Source organism: Sphingomonas sp. Root720 (genome assembly GCF_001428605.1).
In the GTDB taxonomy this organism is placed as follows: domain Bacteria; phylum Pseudomonadota; class Alphaproteobacteria; order Sphingomonadales; family Sphingomonadaceae; genus Rhizorhabdus.
Genome location: NZ_LMID01000012.1, coordinates 195,167 through 216,243 on the forward strand (window position 1 = coordinate 195,167; position 21,077 = coordinate 216,243).

The 21,077-nt window shown below is 69.6% G+C and carries 19 protein-coding genes and 1 tRNA gene; 12 read left to right on the plus strand and 8 right to left on the minus strand.

Annotated elements, in window-relative coordinates; all coding sequences use genetic code 11:
• The first annotated feature begins 58 nt into the window (after window positions 1-58).
• The 3 genes from ASE22_RS15970 to ASE22_RS15980 are packed head-to-tail and all read left to right on the plus strand — an operon-like array spanning window position 59 to window position 1,332.
• On the plus strand, window positions 59-511 hold the full coding sequence (locus ASE22_RS15970) for a hypothetical protein (protein ID WP_056361766.1): 453 nt from the start codon (window positions 59-61) through the stop codon (window positions 509-511).
• Window positions 454-1,092, plus strand: coding sequence for a JAB domain-containing protein (locus ASE22_RS15975; protein WP_056361770.1), 639 nt, complete (start codon window positions 454-456; stop codon window positions 1,090-1,092). The genes ASE22_RS15970 and ASE22_RS15975 overlap by 58 nt, the downstream gene beginning before the upstream one ends.
• Before the next feature lie 51 nt (window positions 1,093-1,143).
• Window positions 1,144-1,332: a DUF6961 family protein gene (locus ASE22_RS15980; RefSeq protein WP_056549967.1), complete on the plus strand. Its 189-nt coding sequence runs from the start codon at window positions 1,144-1,146 to the stop codon at window positions 1,330-1,332.
• A gap of 199 nt (window positions 1,333-1,531) precedes the next feature.
• On the opposite strand, the gene ASE22_RS15985 is transcribed toward ASE22_RS15980, so the two are convergent.
• Window positions 1,532-3,058 (minus strand): GT-D fold domain-containing protein, encoded by a 1,527-nt coding sequence (locus tag ASE22_RS15985; RefSeq protein ID WP_056361774.1) that lies wholly within the window; start codon window positions 3,056-3,058, stop codon window positions 1,532-1,534.
• Window positions 3,059-3,062: 4 nt separating this feature from the next.
• The gene (gene lepA, locus ASE22_RS15990; protein ID WP_056361778.1) at window positions 3,063-4,886 is read right to left on the minus strand and encodes a translation elongation factor 4; all 1,824 of its coding nucleotides are present in this window, start codon (window positions 4,884-4,886) and stop codon (window positions 3,063-3,065) included.
• Between the two features lie 196 nt (window positions 4,887-5,082).
• Here lepA and ASE22_RS15995 point away from each other — a divergent pair, with 196 nt between their 5' ends.
• On the plus strand, window positions 5,083-6,024 hold the full coding sequence (locus ASE22_RS15995) for an SH3 domain-containing protein (RefSeq protein WP_056361780.1): 942 nt from the start codon (window positions 5,083-5,085) through the stop codon (window positions 6,022-6,024).
• Between the two features lie 40 nt (window positions 6,025-6,064).
• Here the strand turns inward: ASE22_RS15995 and ASE22_RS16000 are convergent, their stop codons facing one another.
• Genes ASE22_RS16000 through ASE22_RS16010 form a run of 3 tightly spaced genes read right to left on the minus strand, consistent with a single transcriptional unit; the run spans window position 6,065 to window position 11,838 of the window.
• Window positions 6,065-7,459, minus strand: a complete 1,395-nt coding sequence (locus tag ASE22_RS16000) for an efflux transporter outer membrane subunit (protein WP_056362474.1) — start codon at window positions 7,457-7,459, stop codon at window positions 6,065-6,067.
• Window positions 7,449-8,651 (minus strand): efflux RND transporter periplasmic adaptor subunit, encoded by a 1,203-nt coding sequence (locus tag ASE22_RS16005; RefSeq protein WP_056361783.1) that lies wholly within the window; start codon window positions 8,649-8,651, stop codon window positions 7,449-7,451. Before ASE22_RS16005 ends, ASE22_RS16000 begins: the two co-directional genes overlap by 11 nt.
• Entirely contained in the window at window positions 8,644-11,838 is a 3,195-nt protein-coding gene (locus ASE22_RS16010; protein WP_056361785.1) for an efflux RND transporter permease subunit, read from the minus strand. The genes ASE22_RS16005 and ASE22_RS16010 overlap by 8 nt, the downstream gene beginning before the upstream one ends.
• A 295-nt stretch (window positions 11,839-12,133) precedes the next feature.
• Between ASE22_RS16010 and ASE22_RS16015 the strand changes: the two genes are divergently transcribed.
• The 4 genes from ASE22_RS16015 (at window position 12,134) to ASE22_RS16030 (ending at window position 15,818) form a co-directional block, all read left to right on the plus strand.
• Window positions 12,134-13,045 carry a LysR substrate-binding domain-containing protein gene (locus ASE22_RS16015; protein ID WP_056361788.1) on the plus strand — a complete coding sequence of 304 codons (912 nt, stop codon included), beginning with the start codon at window positions 12,134-12,136 and terminating at the stop codon, window positions 13,043-13,045.
• A 58-nt stretch (window positions 13,046-13,103) separates the two neighbouring features.
• Window positions 13,104-13,895: an SDR family NAD(P)-dependent oxidoreductase gene (locus tag ASE22_RS16020; protein ID WP_056361791.1), complete on the plus strand. Its 792-nt coding sequence runs from the start codon at window positions 13,104-13,106 to the stop codon at window positions 13,893-13,895.
• Window positions 13,896-13,899: 4 nt separating this feature from the next.
• A complete protein-coding gene (locus ASE22_RS16025; protein ID WP_056361796.1) occupies window positions 13,900-14,805 on the plus strand; it encodes a glycosidase in 906 nt (301 codons plus the stop codon).
• A 134-nt stretch (window positions 14,806-14,939) separates the two neighbouring features.
• Window positions 14,940-15,818 carry a BLUF domain-containing protein gene (locus ASE22_RS16030; protein ID WP_082545352.1) on the plus strand — a complete coding sequence of 293 codons (879 nt, stop codon included), beginning with the start codon at window positions 14,940-14,942 and terminating at the stop codon, window positions 15,816-15,818.
• 57 nt (window positions 15,819-15,875) lie between these two features.
• On the opposite strand, the gene ASE22_RS16035 is transcribed toward ASE22_RS16030, so the two are convergent.
• The 3 genes from ASE22_RS16035 to ASE22_RS16045 all read right to left on the minus strand — a co-directional run bounded on the left by ASE22_RS16035 (window position 15,876) and on the right by ASE22_RS16045 (window position 18,090).
• Window positions 15,876-15,962, minus strand: a tRNA-Leu gene (locus tag ASE22_RS16035).
• 127 nt (window positions 15,963-16,089) lie between these two features.
• Window positions 16,090-17,190: a 6-phosphofructokinase gene (locus ASE22_RS16040; RefSeq protein ID WP_056361802.1), complete on the minus strand. Its 1,101-nt coding sequence runs from the start codon at window positions 17,188-17,190 to the stop codon at window positions 16,090-16,092.
• A 177-nt stretch (window positions 17,191-17,367) separates the two neighbouring features.
• A complete protein-coding gene (locus ASE22_RS16045) occupies window positions 17,368-18,090 on the minus strand; it encodes a zinc-ribbon domain-containing protein (protein WP_056601619.1) in 723 nt (240 codons plus the stop codon).
• A 112-nt stretch (window positions 18,091-18,202) separates the two neighbouring features.
• Here ASE22_RS16045 and ftsE point away from each other — a divergent pair, with 112 nt between their 5' ends.
• Genes ftsE through ASE22_RS16065 form a run of 4 tightly spaced genes read left to right on the plus strand, consistent with a single transcriptional unit; the run spans window position 18,203 to window position 21,040 of the window.
• Window positions 18,203-18,913, plus strand: coding sequence for a cell division ATP-binding protein FtsE (gene ftsE / locus ASE22_RS16050; protein ID WP_056361813.1), 711 nt, complete (start codon window positions 18,203-18,205; stop codon window positions 18,911-18,913).
• Entirely contained in the window at window positions 18,913-19,824 is a 912-nt protein-coding gene (locus tag ASE22_RS16055; RefSeq protein ID WP_056361816.1) for a cell division protein FtsX, read from the plus strand. Before ftsE ends, ASE22_RS16055 begins: the two co-directional genes overlap by 1 nt.
• Window positions 19,821-20,354 carry a YdcF family protein gene (locus tag ASE22_RS16060; RefSeq protein WP_056361819.1) on the plus strand — a complete coding sequence of 178 codons (534 nt, stop codon included), beginning with the start codon at window positions 19,821-19,823 and terminating at the stop codon, window positions 20,352-20,354. Before ASE22_RS16055 ends, ASE22_RS16060 begins: the two co-directional genes overlap by 4 nt.
• Window positions 20,354-21,040 carry a lysophospholipid acyltransferase family protein gene (locus tag ASE22_RS16065; protein ID WP_056362477.1) on the plus strand — a complete coding sequence of 229 codons (687 nt, stop codon included), beginning with the start codon at window positions 20,354-20,356 and terminating at the stop codon, window positions 21,038-21,040. The genes ASE22_RS16060 and ASE22_RS16065 overlap by 1 nt, the downstream gene beginning before the upstream one ends.
• Window positions 21,041-21,077: the final 37 nt, after the last annotated feature.

The window sequence follows — 21,077 nt, forward strand, 5'->3', positions numbered from 1 at the left end:
GATCGGGGCGTCGCAACCCATGCTTGACCGGGGAATGTCCTTATGATTCGGTCACCGCATGTTACTCGCCCTGATCTTCCAGCTCTTCTACCTGATCGTGCTGGTCGCCGTCGCCTCCTATGCGGGATGGCGTGGCGGCTGGCCCGAGCGGGTCGGAGCGGCGATCATGGTCGTCGGTTCGATCCTTACCGTCGTCGCCGCCAACTCCTTCTATCCGGGATGGCGGTCGCCGGAGGCGGGGATCATCATCGTCGACCTGCTGGTCCTCGCGGCCTTCGGCAATCTTGCCCTCTCTAGTGATCGATATTGGCCGATATGGGTAACATCCTTCCATTTGATCGCGGTGACCATCCATCTGGCCAGCCTCGCCGATCGCTCGGTGGCGGCCTTGGCCTACGCGAACGCGCAGGAATTCTGGGCCTATCCCATGCTGGTGGGCATAGCGGTCGGAACGTGGAACTTCCGCCGGAGGCAGGCCTCGATCCCCAGGGCGAATGTCGCGAGATATTAGAGGCGCTGCTGCAGCCGCTCGACGTCGCCCATAGCGGCGCGATCATCGACGAGCTGCTCGACGAATTCGGCAGCCTGCCCGCGGTGCTCGCCGCCGAGCCCGCCCTGCTCCACGCCTGCCTGCCCGAGGACGGCCAGGTCGTCGACTTCCTGGTCGCGATGCGGGTGGCGATGCTCCATTCGCTGCGCACCAAGCTCGGCCAGAGCCCGATCCTGTCCACCTCGGAGGCGCTGACCGAATATCTGTTCGCCGCGATGGCCTACAACACGATCGAGCATCTCCGGGTGCTGTTCCTCAACTCGACCAACCGGCTGCTGCGCGACGAGGTGATGGCGCGCGGAACGGTCAACCAGGCGCCGCTCTATCCGCGCGAGATATTGAAGCGGGCGCTGGAGGTCGGCGCGACGGCGATCATCGTCGTCCACAACCATCCGTCGGGCGATCCGACCCCCTGCCAGGCCGACGTGAAGGCGACGGCGCATCTCGTCGCCGCCGCGCGCACGCTCGACATCGCGGTGCACGACCATCTGATCGTGGCGCGTACCGGCTGGCGCAGCCTGCGGGCGGAAGGGTTGCTCTAGGGAATGTCCCAGCCGTCGGGGAAGAAGAGTAGTAGCGTCATGGAGACCAGTATGATCCGGGACTTCGCCAGGAGGGTGATCGACGATTTCGGCGATCAGACCGACACCTATGTCGCCAGCCGCATCGGCGTGCTGGTCCGCGACGGCGACAGCTATGGCGTGGGGCTGTGGAAGGCCGTCGCCTCCGAGATCGAGCGGATCCGGCTGCCCGAGGCGAACATTCCCCGCAGCCGCCACTGAGGCAGGCGCGACGCGAAGAGCTTTCGGCGAGAGCCGAACAAGGTACCCGGCCGGCTGTCCTCCCCCCGATCCAGCCGGCCGGGGACACAGGGAGGACTTCCAGCCCCCACAGGGCGGCGGACCGGCAAGGGGCTTGCGGTCCGTCGCCCGACCCGGGGGCTGATACCCCATATCAGGGATTGATATCGGCGCCCGGCGCCTATCCGGCGGTCAGGCGATGCCGCATCGACACCTCGAGGACGATGCCGCGCGTATTGTGGCCCATCCAGGCGTCGGCCATCGCGCCGATGTCGAGCGCGATCCCGCCGAGCCGCTTGATCCGGTCGCAATAGACCTTGCCCAGCAGGCCGCCGGCGACGAGGAACACCGCGCCTTCGTAGGGCACCTCGATCTCCGCCATGATCCGGTCGAACACCGCCGGGAAATGCGTGCCGCGATCGGCCGCCTCCTGCGGGCGGCCAAGCCGGCTCTCGCCCGGGATGAGATGGGAGACCGTTCGCGCGATGCCGAGCCGGCGGCCGAGCAAGGTCGCGAGATCGGCATGCGGGGCGATCACGCCGAGAAAGTCGAGCCCGGTCAGCAGCGAGGCGAAGAAGGGATCGCGTTCGTTGAGGATGGTGTTCGCGCCCGCCTCGCTCGGCCGGCGCCGGCCGAGCGGCACGATCCGCGCGGCGTGATGCTCGAGCGCGACGAGGCTGCCGAAATGCTCGCGCTCGGCGTCGAAGCGGAAGGGCGAGGTCAGCCCCAGCAGGTCGGCATTGGCGATCGCCGCGTCGAGCTGCGCCGACAGCGCCGCGAGCCGGGCTGGGTCGACCGCGAGCAGCTCCTGCCCGAACCAGTTGCGCCAGATGTGGCGGCCGATGAAGTCGGCCTCGCCGTCGCTCAGCGACGCCCTGAGGTCGCGGTGCAGCCACACCAGCATGCGCGCCTCGCCGTCACCCAGGCGGATCCAGCTATAGGGCCGCCGCCGCGCGATCGCCCGGCCGAGCTCGCCGGCCAGCGCGTCGGGGCCGACCCATTCCGCCGAATGCTCGCGCACGCGGGCCGCCTCGACGAGCGGATCGCCGCGATAGGCGGCCGAGAGCCGGAGATGCGCCGCCATCGCGCCCGCCGCGCGCTGTACCTCGGCATCGACCGCCGGCAGCCCGTCGAGCGCGAGCAGCGCGCCGAAATCGGCGACGAACGCAGGGTCGCGATAGCCCCGCGCGAAGGCCAGGACAAAGGGCGTGACCGCGAGGTCGGGCCGCCCAAGCGCCCGGAGCCGCCGCCCCTCCTCGGCGAGGCCCGGTCCGTCGTCGGTCCGGAAACCTCTGGCGGCGGCGACGATCGCCTCGGCGCAGCCCGGCCGACCAGCTTCGAGCTCGATCGCGGCGAGGGCGGCGAGCAGCCGTGCATCGGGCCGCGCGCGCAGCATCGCGCCGCGCAGCCAGCGGGCCGCCCCGTCGAGATCGCCCATCGCCTGGAGCTGGCGGGCCAGGGCGAGCTGGAGCGGGGCGGTCGGCCCGTCGAGGGCGAGGCCGCGCTCCAGCACGGCGCGCGCCGCCGCTGCATCGCCGAGGTCGTCGAGCATCGCGGCGGCGCGGATCAGCAGTTGCGTGCCGTGGCCGCCCAGCGCGATCGCCGCATCGATCCCCGCGCGGTCCGGCCCGGCGTCGAGCGCGGCCCAGGCCGCCTCGATCGCCAGCAGGTTGTTCAGGAAATCGGCCGTCGCGGGGCTGGCCGGCATGGGATCAGTTCTCGTCGCCCATCCGGAGCGCGGCGATGAACGCCTCCTGCGGGATGTTGACGTTGCCATATTCGCGCATGCGCTTCTTGCCCTCCTTCTGCTTGTCGAGGAGCTTGCGCTTGCGGCTGGCGTCGCCGCCATAGCATTTCGCGGTGACGTCCTTGCGCATCGCCGCGATCGTCTCGCGGGCGATCACCTTGCCGCCGATCGCCGCCTGCACCGGGATCTTGAACAGGTGGCGCGGGATCAGGTCCTTGAGCCGCTCGCACATTCCCCGGCCGCGCACCTCGGCGGTGCCGCGATGGACGATCATGCTGAGCGCGTCGACCGGCTCGCCATTGACCATGATGCTCATCTTGACGAGGTCGCCCTCGCGATAGCCGATCTGGTGATAGTCGAAGCTGGCATAGCCCCGGCTGATCGACTTGAGCCGGTCGTAGAAGTCGAACACCACCTCGTTGAGCGGCAGTTCGTAGGTGATCTGCGCGCGGCCGCCGACATAGGTCAGGTTCTTCTGGATGCCGCGCCGGTCCTGGCACAGCTTGAGGATCGAGCCGAGATATTCGTCGGGAACGTAGATGGTCGCCTCGATCCACGGCTCCTCGATCATCTCGATCCGGTTGGGATCGGGCATGTCGGCGGGATTGTGCAGCTCGATGATCTTGGCGTCCTCGGTCTTCGAATGGCTGAGGTTGAGCCGGTAGACCACCGAGGGCGCGGTGGTGATCAGGTCGAGGTCATATTCGCGGGTCAGCCGCTCCTGGATGATCTCCAGGTGGAGCAGCCCCAGGAAGCCGCAGCGGAAGCCGAAGCCCAGCGCCGCCGAGCTTTCGGCCTCGAAGCTGAACGAGGCGTCGTTGAGGCGCAGCTTGTAGAGGCTCTCGCGCAGCTTCTCGAAATCGGCGGCGTCGACCGGGAAGAGGCCGCAGAACACCACCGGCTGGACCTCCTTGAAGCCCGGCAGCGCCTCGGCGGTCGGCTTCTTCGCGTCGGTGATGGTGTCGCCGACGCGGGTCTGGCTGACCTCCTTGATCTGCGCGGTGATGATGCCGATCTCGCCCGCCGCCAGCTCGCTCAGCTGCTCGAGCTTGGGCCGCATGCACGCCACCCGGTCGACCAGATGCTGGGTGCCATGCTGCATGAACATGATCTGCTGGCCCTTGCGGAGGATGCCTTCGACCACGCGGACCAGGATGACCACGCCGAGATAGGGATCGTACCAGCTGTCGACGAGCATCGCCTTGAGCGGCGCGCTGCGGTCGCCCTTGGGCGGCGGGATGCGGGTGACGATCGCCTCGAGCACCTCGTCGATGCCGATCCCCGACTTGGCCGAGGCGAGCACGGCATCGTCGGCGGGCAGGCCGATGATGTCCTCGATCTCCTTCTTGACCTTGTCGGGCTCGGCGGCGGGCAGGTCGATCTTGTTGATGACGGGCACGATCTCATGGTCATGCTCGATCGACTGGTAGACGTTGGCGAGGGTCTGTGCCTCGACCCCCTGCGCGGCGTCGACCACCAGCAGCGCGCCTTCGCAGGCGGCAAGGCTGCGCGACACCTCATAGGCGAAGTCGACATGGCCCGGCGTATCCATCAGGTTGAGGACATAGTCCTTACCGTCGCGCGCCTTGTAGTCGAGGCGCACGGTCTGCGCCTTGATGGTGATGCCGCGCTCCTTCTCGATGTCCATGTTGTCGAGAACCTGGGCCGACATCTCCCGGTCGGTCAGGCCGCCCGTGCGCTGGATCAGGCGATCGGCAAGCGTCGACTTGCCATGATCGATATGCGCGATGATCGAAAAATTGCGGATGCTGTCGAGCGGAACGGTCACGAAGGTCTCGATGAAAGCGGGATGATGGCGCGGGCCATAGCAATGCCTGCGCGCATAAGCAAAAGACCGATGACCCTGTGCCGCTCGTCATAGCCGGGCCATGCGAATTCATGAAACGTAAGGCCGGGCCGGACCGGTGGGTCGCGTAATGGGACGACATGGTTTCGGTCAGAACAGAGAACGGGGGTTCTTCATCATGAAATACGTCCTTCCGGCGGCGATTCTTGCCGCCGTCCTGTCGGCGCACCCGGCCTTCGCGGCCGATACGCCGGTCACGCTGGCCAAGTGCGACAAGCCGATCGGCAGCATCGCCGTCGTCGATGGCGACACCCAGGGCTGGACCAAATATGGCCTGAGCAGCCCGCGCGACCTGATCGCCGCGATGGCGGCACAGAGCGGTTGCTTCACCCTGCAGGCGAACGGCGGCGGCGCGCCCGCCGACTTCCTGCTGAACGCCATCGCCGGCGACAAGGAGGAGGTCGACCAAGGCACCAACCTCGCCAAGACCGCGCTGACCGAAGGCCTCGTCCGGTCGGGCATGGCCGGCAAGATGATGGGCAGCGTGCCGTTCGGCGGCCAGGCGCTGAGCATGTTCGGCGGCTTCGGCGGCAAGAAGAAGACCGTCGCGGCGGGGCTGCGGGTGATCAGCCCGGCGACCGGCCAGACCGTCGCCACGGGCGTCGGCGAGCAGACCAAGACCCAGGTGTCGATTGGCGGCCTCGGCGGAATGGGCGGCAATCCCTGGGCCGACGCGGCGCGCGAGAACATCATCGCGCGCGGCTATGGCGACTATGTCAACAGCGGCTACGCCAGCTCGAAGGACGGCCAGATGCTGGCCAGCGCCTTCGTCATCGCCTTCAACAACGTCGTCGCGCAGCAGGCGGCGCTGGTGGCGGTCAAGCCCGCCGCGGGCCTGGCGGGCGCCGGCGCGGCGGGGATCGCCCCGGTCGCGACCAAGCCGGGCTTCACCACCGCGATCGACACCAAGCTCTACGCCCAGCCCGAGGCGACCGAGGCGGTCCGCGCGCTGCGCGCCGGCACCGCCCTGACGCCCACCGGCGTGCGCGAGGGCCTCTTCGTCGAGGTCAGCGACGCTTACGGCACCAAGGGCTGGGTTTCGGTCGAGGATCTGAAATAGGGCCGGGGCGCGCCGCGGCGCGTTCGCCCCGGGCGAGGCCTCAGGCCGATCCCCCCAGGGCGCGGACCAGCGCGACGCTCGCGCGCATGCGCTGCGTCTCCGCCGACAGCAGCGCGCGCTGGGCGTCCAGCGCGTCGGTCTGCGCGGTCACCACCTCGAGATAGTCGGCGGCGCCGTCGCGATAGCGGGTCAGCGCGAGCTGGCTGGTCCGCCCGGCCGCCGCGGCGGCGCTGCGCTGCCGGGCGATCTGGTCGGCGAGGTGGTGGTCGGCGGCCAGCGCATCCTCGACCTCGCGGAAGGCGGTCAGCACGGTACCCCGGTAGTCGGCGGCCAGCGCGTCATATTCGGCGCGCGACATGCGGACCTGCGCCTTGCGCCGGCCGCCGTCGAACAGCGCCAGGACGGCCGAGGCCGGCCCCAGCCCCCAGAAGCTGTTGGGCGTCGCGAACAGGTCGCCATGGGTGGTCTGGTAGCCGCCGCCGAGGCCCAGCGTCAGCGTCGGGAAGAACGCCGCCCGCGCGACGCCGATCCGGGCGTTGGCGGCGAACATCCGCCGTTCGGCCGCCGCGACGTCGGGCCGCCGCTGGAGCAGCTCGGACGGCGCGCCGGCGGGCACCGTCGGCGACAGCAGCGGCTGGCTGCGCACCGGGATCGCGAAGTCCGACGCGACCGCCCCCACCAGTGCGGCGATCTCGTGCTCGGTCGCCGCGCGCTGGTTGGCGATCGCCGAGATCTGCGCGCGGGCATTGTCGAGCACGGTCCGCGCGCGATTGACGTCGATGCCCGATACGATGCCGCCATCGTGGCGCTTGGCGGTCAACTCATAGGCCCGACCGAAGGCGTCGACGGTCTGGCGCAGCAGTTCCGCCTCGGCATCGAGCCCGCGCAGGCGCGCATAGGCGTCGGCCACCGCCGTCTGCAGGCTGAGCCGGGCCGAGGCCAGGTCGTCGCCGCTGGCCTCGGCATCCGCCCGCGCCGCCCTCGCGCTGTTGCGGATGCGTCCCCACAGGTCGAGCTCATAGTCGAGCGTGGCGCCGACGGTATATTGATCATAGGTCGGCGCGACGCCGGTGCCGTTGAAGCGGTTGCCCGACAGGCGCTGGCGGCCCGCATCGGCGGCCGCGTCGATCCGGGGAAAGAGGTCCGCCGCCTCGATCCGCGCCGCCGCCCGCGCCTGGCCGTAGCGGGCGAGCGCCGCCTCGAGCGTCGGGCTGGCCTGCGCGGCGCGCGCGATCAGGTCGTCGAGCACGGGATCGTCGAAGGCCTTCCACCACTCGCCGCGCGCGGCGGCGTCCATCGGCCGGGCCGCGGTCCAGCCTTCGACCTCCTTGAAACCCTGCGGCACCACGGTCTGCGGGGGGCGGTAGGCGGGCGCCATCGAGCAACCCGCGAGCAGGACCAGCGCCAGCGCCGCCGCGCCCCGCTCACCCCGCATGACCGGCATCCCGCGGGCCGGCGGCCGTCTGCACCCGCACCCGATCGCCGGTGCGGATCGCGTCGGGCGGCGTGTCGATCACCCGGTCGCGGGGCGAGACGCCGGCGGACAGCAGCACCTGCGCGCCCTCGTCGCGGGCGATGGTGACGGGCTTCAGGGTCACCCGGCCGTCGCGGCCCACCACGGCGATCGTCGGGCCGGCATGGCCGTAGAGGATCGCGCTGCCGGGCAGGCCGATGCCGTTGCCGTTGCCCATGCCGACCTGGAAGCTGACCTGCGCGAAGGCGCCCGGCTTGAGCGCGCCGTCGCGGTTGTCGGCCTGGAGCTCGACCAGCACCGCGCCCGACTGCGCGTCGACCGCGCCCGCGCTGCGCGTCAGCGTCGCGGCGAACGAGCGGCCCGGATATTCGGGCAGCGACAGCGTCGCCGCCATGCCCGGGCGGATCGCCGCCGAATAGCCCTGCGGCACGCGGACATAGACGCGCATGCGGTGGGTGTCGGAGATGGTGAAGAGCGGCTGCGCCGCCGCGTTGCCCGCGACCACCAGCGCACCGATCTGCGCCGAGCGGCTCGTCACCACGCCGTCGAACGGCGCGGTCAGGCGGGTGAAGCCCTGCAGCGCCTTCAGCCGCTTCACATTGGCGAGCGCCGCGTTGGACAGGGCGGTCCGCGCCGCGAGGTCGCCCGCCTTCTCGTCCGATTCCTGGCGCGACACCGCGTCCTGCGCCAGCATCGCGCTCCAGCGCTTCGCGGTGGTGTCGGCGAGCCGCTGGTTGGCCAGCGCGGTCTGGTAATCGGCCTGCGCCGCGGCGAGCTGCTGGTCGACCTCGGGCGCGTCGAGGATCGCCAGCGACTGGCCCGTCCGCACCTTGTCGCCGATATCGGCCAGCCAGCGGCGGACATAGCCGTTGGTGCGCGCATAGATGGCGGCGCTGTTGAAGGCCTGGACGTTGCCGGGCAGGAGCAGCTTGCTGCCGTCGGCGTCGATCGTGGGCGTGATGACCGAGACGGTCGGCATCGAGGCATCCGCCGCGGTCTGCCGCAGCTCGTCGGTCGCGCTGATGCGCGCGGTGACGCCGAGGCCGACGACGACCAGCGCGACGATCGCCGCCCCGATCCCGACCCGCTTGAGCGTGCGGCCGTCGGGGCCCTGCTCGGCCGGGTTCTCTGCGGTGCTGATGGGCTCAGACATGACTGGGCTGCATTTCCATGGAGGTCGCCCTGGCGCCATGCTTGCGATGCATCAGGGCGAAGACGGTGGGGACGAAGAACAGGGTGGCGATGGTCGCGCAGATCAGGCCGCCGATGACGGCGCGGCCGAGCGGGGCGTTCTGCTCGCCCCCCTCGCCCAGGCCGAACGCCATCGGCGCCATGCCGATGATCATCGCCAGCGCGGTCATCAGCACCGGGCGGAAGCGCACCCGGCCCGCCTCGAGCGCGGCGCGCGTCGCGTCGCCCAGCTCGGCAAGCTTCTCGCGCGCGAAGCTGACGACCAGGATCGAGTTGGCGGTGGCCACGCCCATGCACATGATCGCGCCGGTGAGCGCCGGCACCGACAGCGTCGTGCCCGTCGTGAACAGCATCCAGACGATGCCGGCCAGCGCCGCGGGCAGCGCGGTGATGATGACGAACGGATCGACCCAGCTCTGGAAGTTCACGACGATCAGCAGGTAGATCAGCACGATCGCGCCGAGGAGACCGAAGCCGAGGCCCGAGAAAGCAGTGTTCATCGTCGCATATTGGCCGCGGATCGTGACCGTCACGCCCTTGGGCTGGTCCTTCTCGAGAGCCTTGATCGCGCTCCGGACGTCGCCGGCGACCGCGCCCAGGTCGCGTCCCTGCGTGGTCGCGAAGATGTCGAGCACGGGTTCGATATTATAGTGCGAGACCACGGGAACGGTGTTGGCGCGCCGGATCGAGGCGAGCCCGCCGAGCGGCTGCACCGCCGCGTTGAGCCCGCCCGACACGGGCAGGTTGGACAGGTCGCCCATCGTGCCGACGAGATATTCGGGCGCCTGCGCGACCACCGGATATTGCACGCCGTTGTCGGGGTTCACGAAGAACACCGGCGCGGTCTGCGAGGTGCCGGCCAGCTGGCTGGCGAGGCTGGTGGTGACGTCGCGTTCGGTCAGCCCATATTGGCCGGCGCGCGAGCGATCGACCTCGACGTCGAGCTGCGGCGCCCGGCCCGGCTGCTGGATGCGGGCATCGGCCAGGCCCGGGATGGTCGCGATCTTCGCCAGCAGCATCTGCGCATAGGCGCGGTTGGCCGCGGCCTTCTTGCCCGATATCTGGATATCGATCGGCGCCGGCGCGCCGAAGTTCAGGATCTGGCTGGTGATGTCGGCCGGCAGGAAGGAAAAGGTCGATCCGGGGAAGCGCCGGGGCATCTCGCGCCGCAGCTCGGCGACGATCTCGTCGGTCGGGCGGTGGCCCTTCCGGAGCGCGATCAGCACGTCGCCGTCCTGCGGGCCGATGGTGCCGCTATTGTTGTAGACGGTGTTGATCGAGCTGACCGGCAAGCCGATATTGTCGGTGATCGAGGCCAGCTCCCCGGCGGGCACCAGCTTGCGGACCTCGCGCGCGATCCGATCGAACCGGGCGGCGGTCTCCTCGAGGCGGGTACCCGCGGGCACGCGGACGTGCATCGCGATCTGCCCCGAATCGACCGACGGGAAGAAATTGCTGCCGAGCATCGGCAGAAGGGCGAACGACAGGATGACGACGGCCAGGAAGCCCAGCAGGAAGGGCTTGCGCGCGTTCAGCGCGCGGTGGAGCAGGCCGACATAGCCGCTGCGCACCCGTTCGAAGCGATGCTCGAAGCCGCGCTGGAACCGCACCAGCGGGTTGCGGGACGCCGGGGTGCCCGCAAGATGCTCGTCCTCGTCGCCGGCGCGGTGCGGCTTCAGCAGATACATCGCCATGGTCGGCACGAGCGTGCGCGACAGCACGAAGGACGCGATCATCGCGAAGACGACCGACAGCGCCATCGGCACGAACAGAAAGCCCGCGACGCCGGGCAGGAAGAACATCGGCACGAACACGATGCAGATGCAGAGCAGCGAGACGAAGGCGGGGGTGACGATCTGCGCGGCACCGTCGAGGATCGCCTCGATCACGCCCTTGCCCTGCTCGAGGTGCCAGTTGATGTTCTCGATCGTCACCGTGGCGTCGTCGACGAGGATGCCGACCGCGAGCGCGAGCCCGCCCAGGGTCATGACGTTGAGCGTCTGGCCGAAGGCGGCGAGCGCGGCGACCGCGCCGAGGATGGCGAGCGGGATCGACAGCGCGATGATGACGGTCGAGCGCCAGGAGCCGAGGAACAGCAGGATCATCAGCGAGGTCAGCGCGGCGGCGATCGCGCCCTCGTGGATGACGCCCTGGACCGCCGCCTTGACGAACAGCGACTGGTCGCCGACCGGCAGGATCTTCAGCGTGTCGGGCAGGGTCGCGGCGATCCGCGGCAGGTGCTCCTTCACCCCGGCGACGATCGCCAGGGTCGAGGTGGCGCCGTTCTTGAGCACCGTCAGCAGCACCGAGCGGCCGCCCTCGACATGGACGATATTCTGCTGCGGCGCGCTGCCGTCGCGGACATAGGCGACGTCGCGCATGTAGATCGTCGCGCCGTTGACGACCTTGACCGGCAGGTCGTTGAGCGCCTCGATCGAGGCGGGGGCGTTGTTCAGCCGGACGCTGTACTGGGTTTCGCCGATCTTCACGAAGCCAGCGGGGTTGATCTGGTTCTGCGCCGCGATCGCGGCACCGACGTCCTGGGCCGACAGCCCCTTCGACTGGAGCGCGAGCGGGTTGAGGTCGATCTGGACCTGCCGCTGCTTGCCGCCCGAGGGGAAAGGCATGGCGAGGCCGGGAACGGTGACGAGCTGCGGCCGGATCTGGTTCTGGCCCAGGTCGAACAGCTGCTGTTCGGACAGGCCCTTGCCCGACAGGGCGAGCTGCAGGATCGGGACGGTGGACGCGCTGTAGTTGAGGATCAGCGGCGGCGTGACGCCCGGCGGCATCTGGCGCAGCACCGTCTGCGAGATCGAGGTCACCTGCGCGGTGGCGGTCCGGATGTCGGCGTTGGGCTGGAAGTAGATCTTCACGATGCCGACGCCCTGGAGCGACTGGCTCTCGATATGGTCGATGTCGTTGACCGTGGTGGTCAGCACGCGCTCATAGGGGCCGATGATGCGATCGGCCATGTCCTGCGGCGGAAGGCCGGCATATTGCCACGCCACCGCGATCACCGGGATGCGGATGTTGGGGAAGATGTCGACCGGGGTGCGGATCGCCGCCAGCGTACCGCCGATCGCGATCAGGATCGCCATGACGATGAAGGTTAGCGGGCGATGCAGCGCGACCTTGACGATACCGATCATTCACGACTCCGGGATGCACCGTCGGCGGAACCGATGCCGCGATGCAGTGCCATTCGCCTCTCCAGAGGATGCCGCGCCTCTCCGGGCGAGAGCAAGACGATATCGAACCGTTCCGGTCGAGCGCCGGACCTGCTCCGGGATGCGGCGGCGCTGCGTGGCGGCGTGCGGGGGCTGGTCGTCACCCGGGCATGTCCGCGGCGATCGGCGCTGCCACTTCCCCGCCGCCCATGCCGCGTTGGACAATTCGCGTCTAATACATAATATGCCTCGATCGATATCTTTGGGGAATTGATCGATGGACTTGCGGCATTTGCGCTATTTCCTCCACGTGGCCGACGAGATGCATTTCGGCCGCGCGGCCCAGCGCCTGGGCATTTCGCAGCCGCCGCTCAGCAAGCAGATCCGCGCGCTCGAGGACGAGCTGGGCGTGCGGCTGTTCGATCGCACCAGCCGGCGCGTCCGCCTGACCGAGGCCGGGCGCCTGTTCGCGCCCGAGGCGCGCAAGGCGCTGGAACAGGCCGACAAGGCCGCGCAGATCGCCCGGCTCGCCCATCGCGCCGAGATCGGCCGCCTCGGGCTGGGCTTCACCACCTCGGGACCGTTCGTGCCGCTCGTTGCCCGCGCGCTGCACCGCTTTCGCCAGAGCTATCCCGATGTCGAGCTGATCCTGCGCGAACAGGGCCGCGACGAACAGATCGAAGGGGTTCGTACCCGCCAGCTCGATATCGGCATCGTCCGCGACTATCGGACGCCGGTCCTGCCCGCGGGCATGGTGGCGCAGTGCCTGCAGCGTGAGGAGATGATCCTGGCGCTGCCCGAGGACCACCGGCTCGCCCGCCGGGCCGAGCCGCCGCGCATCGCCGACCTCGAGGACGAACCGCTGGTTCTCTACGGGCCGCCCAACGGAACGGGCTTCACCGAGCATTTCTTCGCGCTGTGCGAGGAGGCCGGGTTCGTGCCGAAGATCGCCCATGAGGCGCGAAGCCTGGCGACGTTGCTGGGGCTGGTCGCCGCCGGCTTCGGACCGACCATCATCGCCCAGTCGATGGCCCGGCTGCATGTCGAGAATGTCGTCCACCGCTCCTTCGCGATGCCCGCGCCGAGTTCGCTGTGGCTGATCCACAACGAGGAACTGTCGCCGACCGGCGAGGCCTTCCGGAAAACCATCCTCGAGGAGCGGGCCAGCGGCCGCGCCGATAGCGCATGACGACAGCTCTCGCCGCGCACGTCAGGGCACTCGAAGCGCATCCGCGTGTTATTGGCGCATGGCACTCCCCACCCTGTCCTTCGACCAGGCCTCCGTCGCGATCGTCACCGGCGGCGAATCGGGGATCGGTCGCGCGGCGGCGATCAAGCTGGGCAGAGCCGGGGTACCGGTCGTCCTCACCTATTTCGAGGACGCCGCCGCCGCCGACGCCGTCGTCGCCGAGATCGTCGGGCAGGGCGGGCAGGCCGCCGCGGCCAGGACCGACATAAGCCGGGAGCAGCCGGTCGATGCGGTCTTCGCGCTGGCGGAGCAGCGGTTCGGCGCGGTCGATCTGCTGGTCAATTCCGCGGGCCTCAACATGTCGGGCGTGATGGTGCAGGACATGGCTCTCGCCCAGTTCGACCGGCTGATCCGCACCGACCTCTACGGCCCGTTCCTGACCTGCCGGCGCCTGGTGCGCGCGCTCGGCAAGACGGGCCGCGGCGGCCGGATCGTCAACATATCGTCGATCCACGAACGCGCGCCGCGCGCCGGCGGAGTCGATTATGACGCCGCGAAGGGCGGCCTGGCGCAGCTCACCGCGACGCTGGCGCTGGAACTGGCGCCCCGGCACATCGCGGTGAACGGCATAGCGCCCGGCATGATCCTGACCCCGATGAACCAGAGCGCGCTCGACGACCCCGGCGAACTGAAGCGCAAGGAAGCGGCCATCCCGTGGGGCCGCGCCGGCACGCCGGACGAGGTCGCCGACCTCATCCTGTTCCTTCTGTCTCCGGCGGCCGGATATATCACCGGGACCACGGTCGCGATCGACGGCGCCTTGTCGCTCACCGTCGCGCAGGGCGCCTGACGCGATGGTGGCCTATGCCGTGGAGGAACTGCAGGAGGTGACGCTGGACATCGCCGGCCCGGACGGGCGGCTGGCCCACCACGACCTGATGAGTCCGTTCGTCTGGACCGAAGGCCCGGTCTACCGCCTGCTGGTCCGGGTGCTGCCCAACCCGCTGGGTCCGGCCGATCCCACGGGCGTCATCTGGGCGGGGGAGTCCGACAATGGGACATGCTTCCGGATGCAGGACTCCGCCGCGATCGTGCCGGGGCCGAATCCCGACGACGCGGGGGGATGCGAAGATCCGACCGTGGTGCGCGGCGAGGACGGCGCCTATCTCGTCTTCTACACGGGCGTCGACGCCGCGCGATCGCAGGGCGCGTTGCTCGTCGCGAAGGGGCCGAAGCTCACCGCGCTCCACGAACAGCGCGTGATGCTCAAGGCGCCTCGGGGGGAAGGCAATATCAAGGAAGCCACCCTCGCACAGGGTTCGGACGGGCGATTCAGGCTGTTCTACGAATATGCCAGGGACGACGCCTCGCGAATCGGAATGGCGGTCGGCCCGACGGCCGAGGGACCGTGGACGGTGGTCGACGATCCCTTTTCGATCCGCGAGGACGCCTGGGACAATTGGCACCTCTCGACCGGCCCGATCGTCCAGCAGCAGGGGCGCGACCCGGTCATGTTCTACAACGGCGCCACGGCCGACGCGCGGTGGCGGATCGGCTGGATCAGCTTCTCCCCCGACTTCGGCCGCGTGACCGGGCGCGGCATCGAACCGATCGTCATGCCGCCCCCCGCGAAGAGCCGCGACGCGACCGACATCGCCTTCGCGGCATCCTGCCTCGTGATGGGGGAGGATATCTGGCTCTATTACTCGCTGGAGGACAGGATCCTGCGGCGGGCCCGGATTCGCCGCTACGGGCGATAGGGCGATCCGTGGCGCCCGCGCGCCGCGCGAAAGTGGCATTGCGGGGACCGCAGGCCATGCTTCCAAATGTTCACTATTGGACATAGATGTGACTGCGCCATGCCTTGGCCGAGTGTCGCGAACGAGTCCGGAACATGCTCGATCCCGCATGGTTCTCCGGGCCCTTGGATGAAGGAGCGAAGATGGTTTGCCCGCAGCGAATTCTTCTCGTGGAGGATGAGCCTCTTATCCGCATGCTCGTGGCGGACGATCTCGAGGATGCGGGCTACGCCGTCGAGATGGCGGAGAATGGAACGGAAGCGATAGCCATCCTCCAGCAGTCGGCCTCGACGTTCGACGCCCTTGTGACGGACGTGAGATTGGGCCTGGGCCCGGATGGGTGGCAGGTGGCCAAGCTGGCGCGCGGCCTCAATGCGGCGCTGGCGGTGATCTACATGACCGGCGACAGCGCCGCGCTCGCGGCGGCGCATGCCGTGCCCGAGGGCATTGTGCTGCAAAAACCGCATTACAGAGCGGAACTGCTCGCGGCGCTCGACCTCCTGTTGCTCGACCCGCATGCCATTGGCGAAGCCGATCGGCGTGGGCCAAGGGTCGAAGGCTTTCCCGAATCGTCGTTATACAGCTGGATCTACATCAGCCGCAGCCTCCTCGGTCCGTCCGATACCGACGCCGGCGTTCGGGCGATCGTTGAAGTGTCCCGCAGGAATAACGCACGGCTCGATCTCTCGGGCGCCCTGATGCTCGCCGAGCGTACCTTCGCGCAGGTGATCGAGGGCCCGCAAGCGAATGTGATCAAGATCCAGAACAAGATTCTGGGCGACGATCGACATGCCGACGTCAAGACGTTGTGGGACGGCAGGATCGAACGGCGACGCTTTGCGGACTGGAACCTGGCCTATGCCAGCTCGTCGCCCTTCTTCCGCTCGATCCTGGCCGAGATAGCCTATCGCAAGGATCACACCCCGTCGGGGACGACCGTCGCAAGGCTGATGTCCCGCTTGTCCAGCGGGTAAGGCCCATCCTCGGGCCCCCGAAGGGAAAATTCAGTTATACGATGACTTGGGACTGTTTGGTGCGGTCGAGAAGACTCGAACTTCCACGGCCTTTCGGCCACAACGACCTCAACGTTGCGCGTCTACCAGTTCCGCCACGACCGCACACCGAGGAGAATCCCGGAAGCCCGGGATGCTGGCAGGCCCGGGCCACTAGCAAAGCGTTTCGCGGGGCGCAATGGGCCATGTCGAGAAATATCCGATCCCGCCCGGCAGGCGCCGGCGGGCGCGGTCAGTAGAGGAACATCGGCATGCCTTCGACATGGGTCAGCTTCGGCCGGTAGCGGGCGGGATCGTAGAGCCTGTCGACGTCGACCGTCTTGGTGCCGCCGAGCAGCGTGTCGATCGGGACATGGCAGTAATTGCCGTCGCGCAGCGCCAGCATCCGCCCGGTCTCGCCCGCCTCGATCTTCTGGATGGCGAGGCCGCCGAACGCGAAGCCGACCATCCGGTCGAGCGCGTCGGGATCGCCCGAGCGCATCAGATAGGCGAGCTGCTGGACGATCGTCCCTTCCTTCGCCCGCTCCTCGATCATCAGCGCCAGCCGGCGGCTGACCGCGGCCTCGCTGCGCTGGGTCGCCGACAGCTTGCGCTCGCCGTCGGCGGTCTCGTCGCCGACCAGCTTCGCGCCCTCGGAGATCACGCACATCGCATAGGCGCCCGGACGGCTACGCCGGTCGGCGGCGAGCAGCGGCAGCAGCAGCTCGGGATCGGCCGGCACTTCGGCGATCACCGTACGGTCGACCTGGGCGAGGAAGCCGGCGAGCAGCGCGGTCTCGCCGCTCCGCCGCCCGAACAGCTCGACGATGGCGATCCGCTCGTGACTCTCGGCGGTGGTCCGGAGCGCGTTGATCGCGTCGACCGACCGGGTGATCGCGGTCGAGAAGCCGATGCAATAGTCGGTCCCGAACACGTCGTTGTCCATCGTCTTGGGGATCGAGACGACCGGGAAGCCCTGTGCCGACAGATGCGCCGAAAAGCGCAGGGTGCCGTCCCCGCCGAGCGTGATCAGCGCGTCGACGCCGAGCGCGTCGAGCACCTTGAGGACATGGCCGGTGCGGTCGCCGCCCGGCACGGTGCGCGGATCGGTGCGCGAGGTGTGGAGCATCGTCCCGCCCCGCCGGTCGATGCCGCGCACCGCCTCGCGGTCGAGCACGATGCTGTGGGCGGCGACGCTCTCCGGCGCGTCGGGGTCGATCTCGAGGAAGCCCTGCCAACCGCGCTTGAAGCCGATCACCTCCCATCCGCGGTCGAGCGCCGACAGCGCGATCGAGCGAATGCAGGGATTGAGTCCCGGAACGTCGCCGCCGCCGGTCAGCACGCCGATGCGCATGGTTTCATCATCCTTCTATTGCCGTCACCCCAGCGGAGGCTGGGGTCCATGTCTCTCCTCACACGCGATCGCATCTGAGAAGAAAGCAGACATGGATGCCAGCCTTCGCTGGCATGACGTTTGGGGGAAGCGATCGATCCCCGCAATCGCTGGGAAGAGCGGCGATGCCGCGCCGCCCTAGCTTCCGGTCGGGCCGATGAAGCTCAGATGGAGGTTCTTCGCGCCGCGCGGTATGTCGACGGCGGCGCTGTCGAACTCGGCCGATCCGCCGGGGACCAGCATCGGCACCGGCCGGGTGATCGTCCAGCTGTAGACGGTGCGCCCCTGGGTGTCGCGCAGCTCGGCACGGATGTCGCGCACCGGCTGGGGCTGGTCGGTCGGGTTTACGATCCGGCCGGTCACCGCCAGCAGCTCGTTGCCGCTCGCGGTCTCGCGCCGCTCGGGCTTGCCGGTCATCTCGATCAGCAGCGGCACCGGCGCGGGGACGAGGTCCAGCCGCTCGGCCAGCTTGTCGGGCCCCACGGCGACGACCGCGCCGATCGCCGCGACCAGCACCAGCGCGATGATCATCGAGACGATCGTCAGCAGCTTCGCGGTATTGCGACGCTGCCGGCCGAGGAGCGCGGGCACCCGGTCGTGGATGGGGGCGACCTCCTCCGGTTCGTCGTAGCGCGCCTGGACGTCGGCCTCGGGCTGCTCGCTGTCCGCGGTCGCGGGCGGCGGCACCGGCTCGACGGTGGTGGGCGCCGGCGGCTCGGCGGGGGAGCCGGCGGGGGCCTCGGGCGGATCCTGGAACCAGCTATGGCGGCAGCTCGCGCAGCGCACCTGACGTCCGGTAGCCCCGATGGAGGCATCGGGGACGAGATAGCGTGTCTGGCAGGCGGGACAGATGAGTATCATGCGCTCCCTTCCCTAACCCTGACAGGACTCCACCTGCAAGCATTTGCGGGAGGGACGATGCTGTGCCATGGCTCGCCCATGCGCAGGGTGTCGATAGGATGAGGCTGGGCGGATGAGGCCGGGCGCCGCCAACATCGTCCAGTTCGAGAATGTCGGCCTGCGCTACGGGGCCGGCGCCGAGACGCTGAGCGACCTCAGCTTCGGCCTGGCGGCGGGCGCCTTCTACTTCCTGACCGGGCCCTCCGGCGCGGGCAAGAGCTCGCTGCTGCGGCTGATCTACCTGGCGCAGCGGCCGAGCCGCGGGCTGATCCGCATGTTCGGGGAGGACGTCGTCACCCTGCCCCGCGCGCGCATTCCCGGATTCCGCCGCCGGATCGGCACCGTCTTCCAGGACTTCCGCCTGATCCCGCATCTGTCGGCCTATGAGAATATCGCGCTGCCGCTGCGGGTGAACGGCGTCGCCGAGGCCGATATCGACACGCCGGTGCGCGAGATGCTCGAATGGGTCGGCCTGTCGGGCCGCGCCTATGCCAGGCCCGCCACGCTGTCGGGCGGCGAGCAGCAGCGGGTCGCGATCGCCCGCGCGGTGATCGGCCGGCCCGAGATCCTCGTCGCCGACGAGCCGACCGGCAACGTCGATCCCGACATGGCGGGGCGGCTGCTCTACCTGTTCGAGGCGCTCAACAAGCTCGGCACGACGATCGTCGTCGCCACCCACGACCTGCACCTCATCCCGAGGGTCCACCACGCCCAGACGATCACGCTCGAGGATGGGCGGCTCGAGGGCTCCCGGCCCGTCGAATCGGTCGGGGGTGCCCGCTGATGCCGCTGTTCGGCAGAGGATCGGGCAACTGGCTGACGAGCGCGGCGGGCCGCCGGCTGCTGCCCGAGGGCTGGCTGTCGGGGCCGATGCCCTGGGTGATCGCGATCATGATGTTCCTGATGGTGCTGGCGGCGGCCTCGGGCCTGGCGCTGGGCTTCGCCGCGCGCGGGCTGGATTCGCATCTGTCGGGGCAGATCACCGTCCAGATCGTCGACGCCAACCAGGCCCGCCGCGACGCGACCGCCGACCGCGTCGTCGGTGCGGTGGGCAGGCTGCCGGGCGTCGCCATCGTCCGCCGGATCAGCGACCGCGAGATGACCGAGCTGCTGCGCCCCTGGCTCGGCGCCGGCCTCGCCGACAACGACCTGCCGGTGCCGGCGATGATCGACGTCAGCTTCGCCCCCGGCGCCGCCGACGCCCAGCGCGCGGCCGAAGCGGCCGTGCTGGCGATCAGCCCGCGCGCGCGGATCGACGATCATGCGCAATGGCTGGCGCCGCTCGCCGGGCTGATCGCCTCGCTGCGCTGGCTCGCCGCCGTGCTCGTCCTGCTGATGGCGGCGGCGGCGGCGTTCACCGTCGTCCTCGCCGCACGGTCGGCGCTCAACACCCACCAGGCGACGATCGAGGTGATGCACCATCTCGGCTCCACCGACGCGCAGATCGCCCAGCTCTTCCAGCGACGCATCGCGACCGACGCACTGTTCGGCGGGATGGTCGGCCTTCTGCTCGCCTCGCTGGTGATCTTCGCGGTCGGCGACCGCATCGCCAAGGTCGGATCGGACCTGATCGGATCGGTCGACCTGCCGCTCGCCGCCTGGGGCGTCCTGGCGCTGCTGCCGCTCGCCGGTACCCTGCTGGCGATGGTCGCGGCGCGGATGACGATCATCCTCGCGCTGAGGCGGCGGCTGTGATCGTCCGCGCGGCGGCGGCCGCCCTCCTGCTGTGGATCGCCGGCTTCATGGCCTTCGCGCTGTTCCTGCCCCAGCCCGCCCCCGACGGGATCGTCACCGACGGCATCGTCGTGATGACCGGGGGCCGCGGCCGGGTCGAACGCGGCCTCGCCCTCCTCGAGGCGAAGCGCGCGAAAAGGCTGCTGATCTCGGGCGCGGACCGGCGGGTCCGCCCGCACGAGCTGGCCCTGCAGTTCAAGGCGCCGATGGCGCTGGTCGCCTGCTGCGTCGATCTCGGCCATGAATCGGTCGACACCCGGTCCAACGCGGCCGAGGCGACCGACTGGATCGCGCGGCGGCGCTACCGGTCGATCCGGCTCGTCACGTCGGACTGGCACATGGTGCGCGCGCGCTTCGACCTGAAGAACGCGACCGGCGACGGGCTGGAGATCGTCACCGACGCGGTGCCGACCGAGCCCGGCCTCGTCGACCTCGTCCGCGAATATAACAAATATCTGCTGCGGCGGGTCGCCGCCCTGATCGGAATATGATGACAGCCCTGCGCTCGGCCCTGTTCGCCCTCTTCTTTTACCCCGGGACGGCGGTAGCGGTGCTGACCGCCTTCCTCGTCGCGCCGTTCGGGGACGCGCCGCTGCGCCGCCATGCGCTGCGCTGGGCCTGTTTCCACCGCTGGTGCGCGCGCCTGCTCCTCGGCATCCGCGCGCGGGTCGAGGGCACGATTCCGCCCGGCCCGCACCTGTTCGCCGCCAAGCACCAGTCGATGTTCGAGACGCTCGAACTGCTGCTCGTCGTCGGCGACCCCGCCACCGTGCTCAAGCGCGAGTTGGCCGACATCCCGCTGTTCGGCCGGATCGCGAAGCGCGAGGGCGTCATCCCGGTCGACCGCGCCGGATCGGCCAAGGCGCTGCGCCGGATGATGCGCGCCGCCGCCGCCGCGCGCGACAGCGGCCGCTCGATCCTGATCTTCCCCGAAGGCACCCGCGTCGCCCCGGGCGATCAGCCGCCGCTCCAGCCGGGCTTCGCCGGCCTCTACAAGGCGCTCGGGCTGCCCGTCGTGCCGATCGCGCTGGACAGCGGCCTGATATGGCCGCGCAACAGCTTCCTCAAGCGCCCCGGCATCATCACGATCCGCTTCGGCGAGCCGCTCCCCGCCGGCCTTCCCCGCGCCGAGATCGAGGCGCGGACCCACGCCGCGATGAACGCGCTGGAACGCTGACGTCCGTTAACGGAAAAGGGCGCCGGCATGCCGGCGC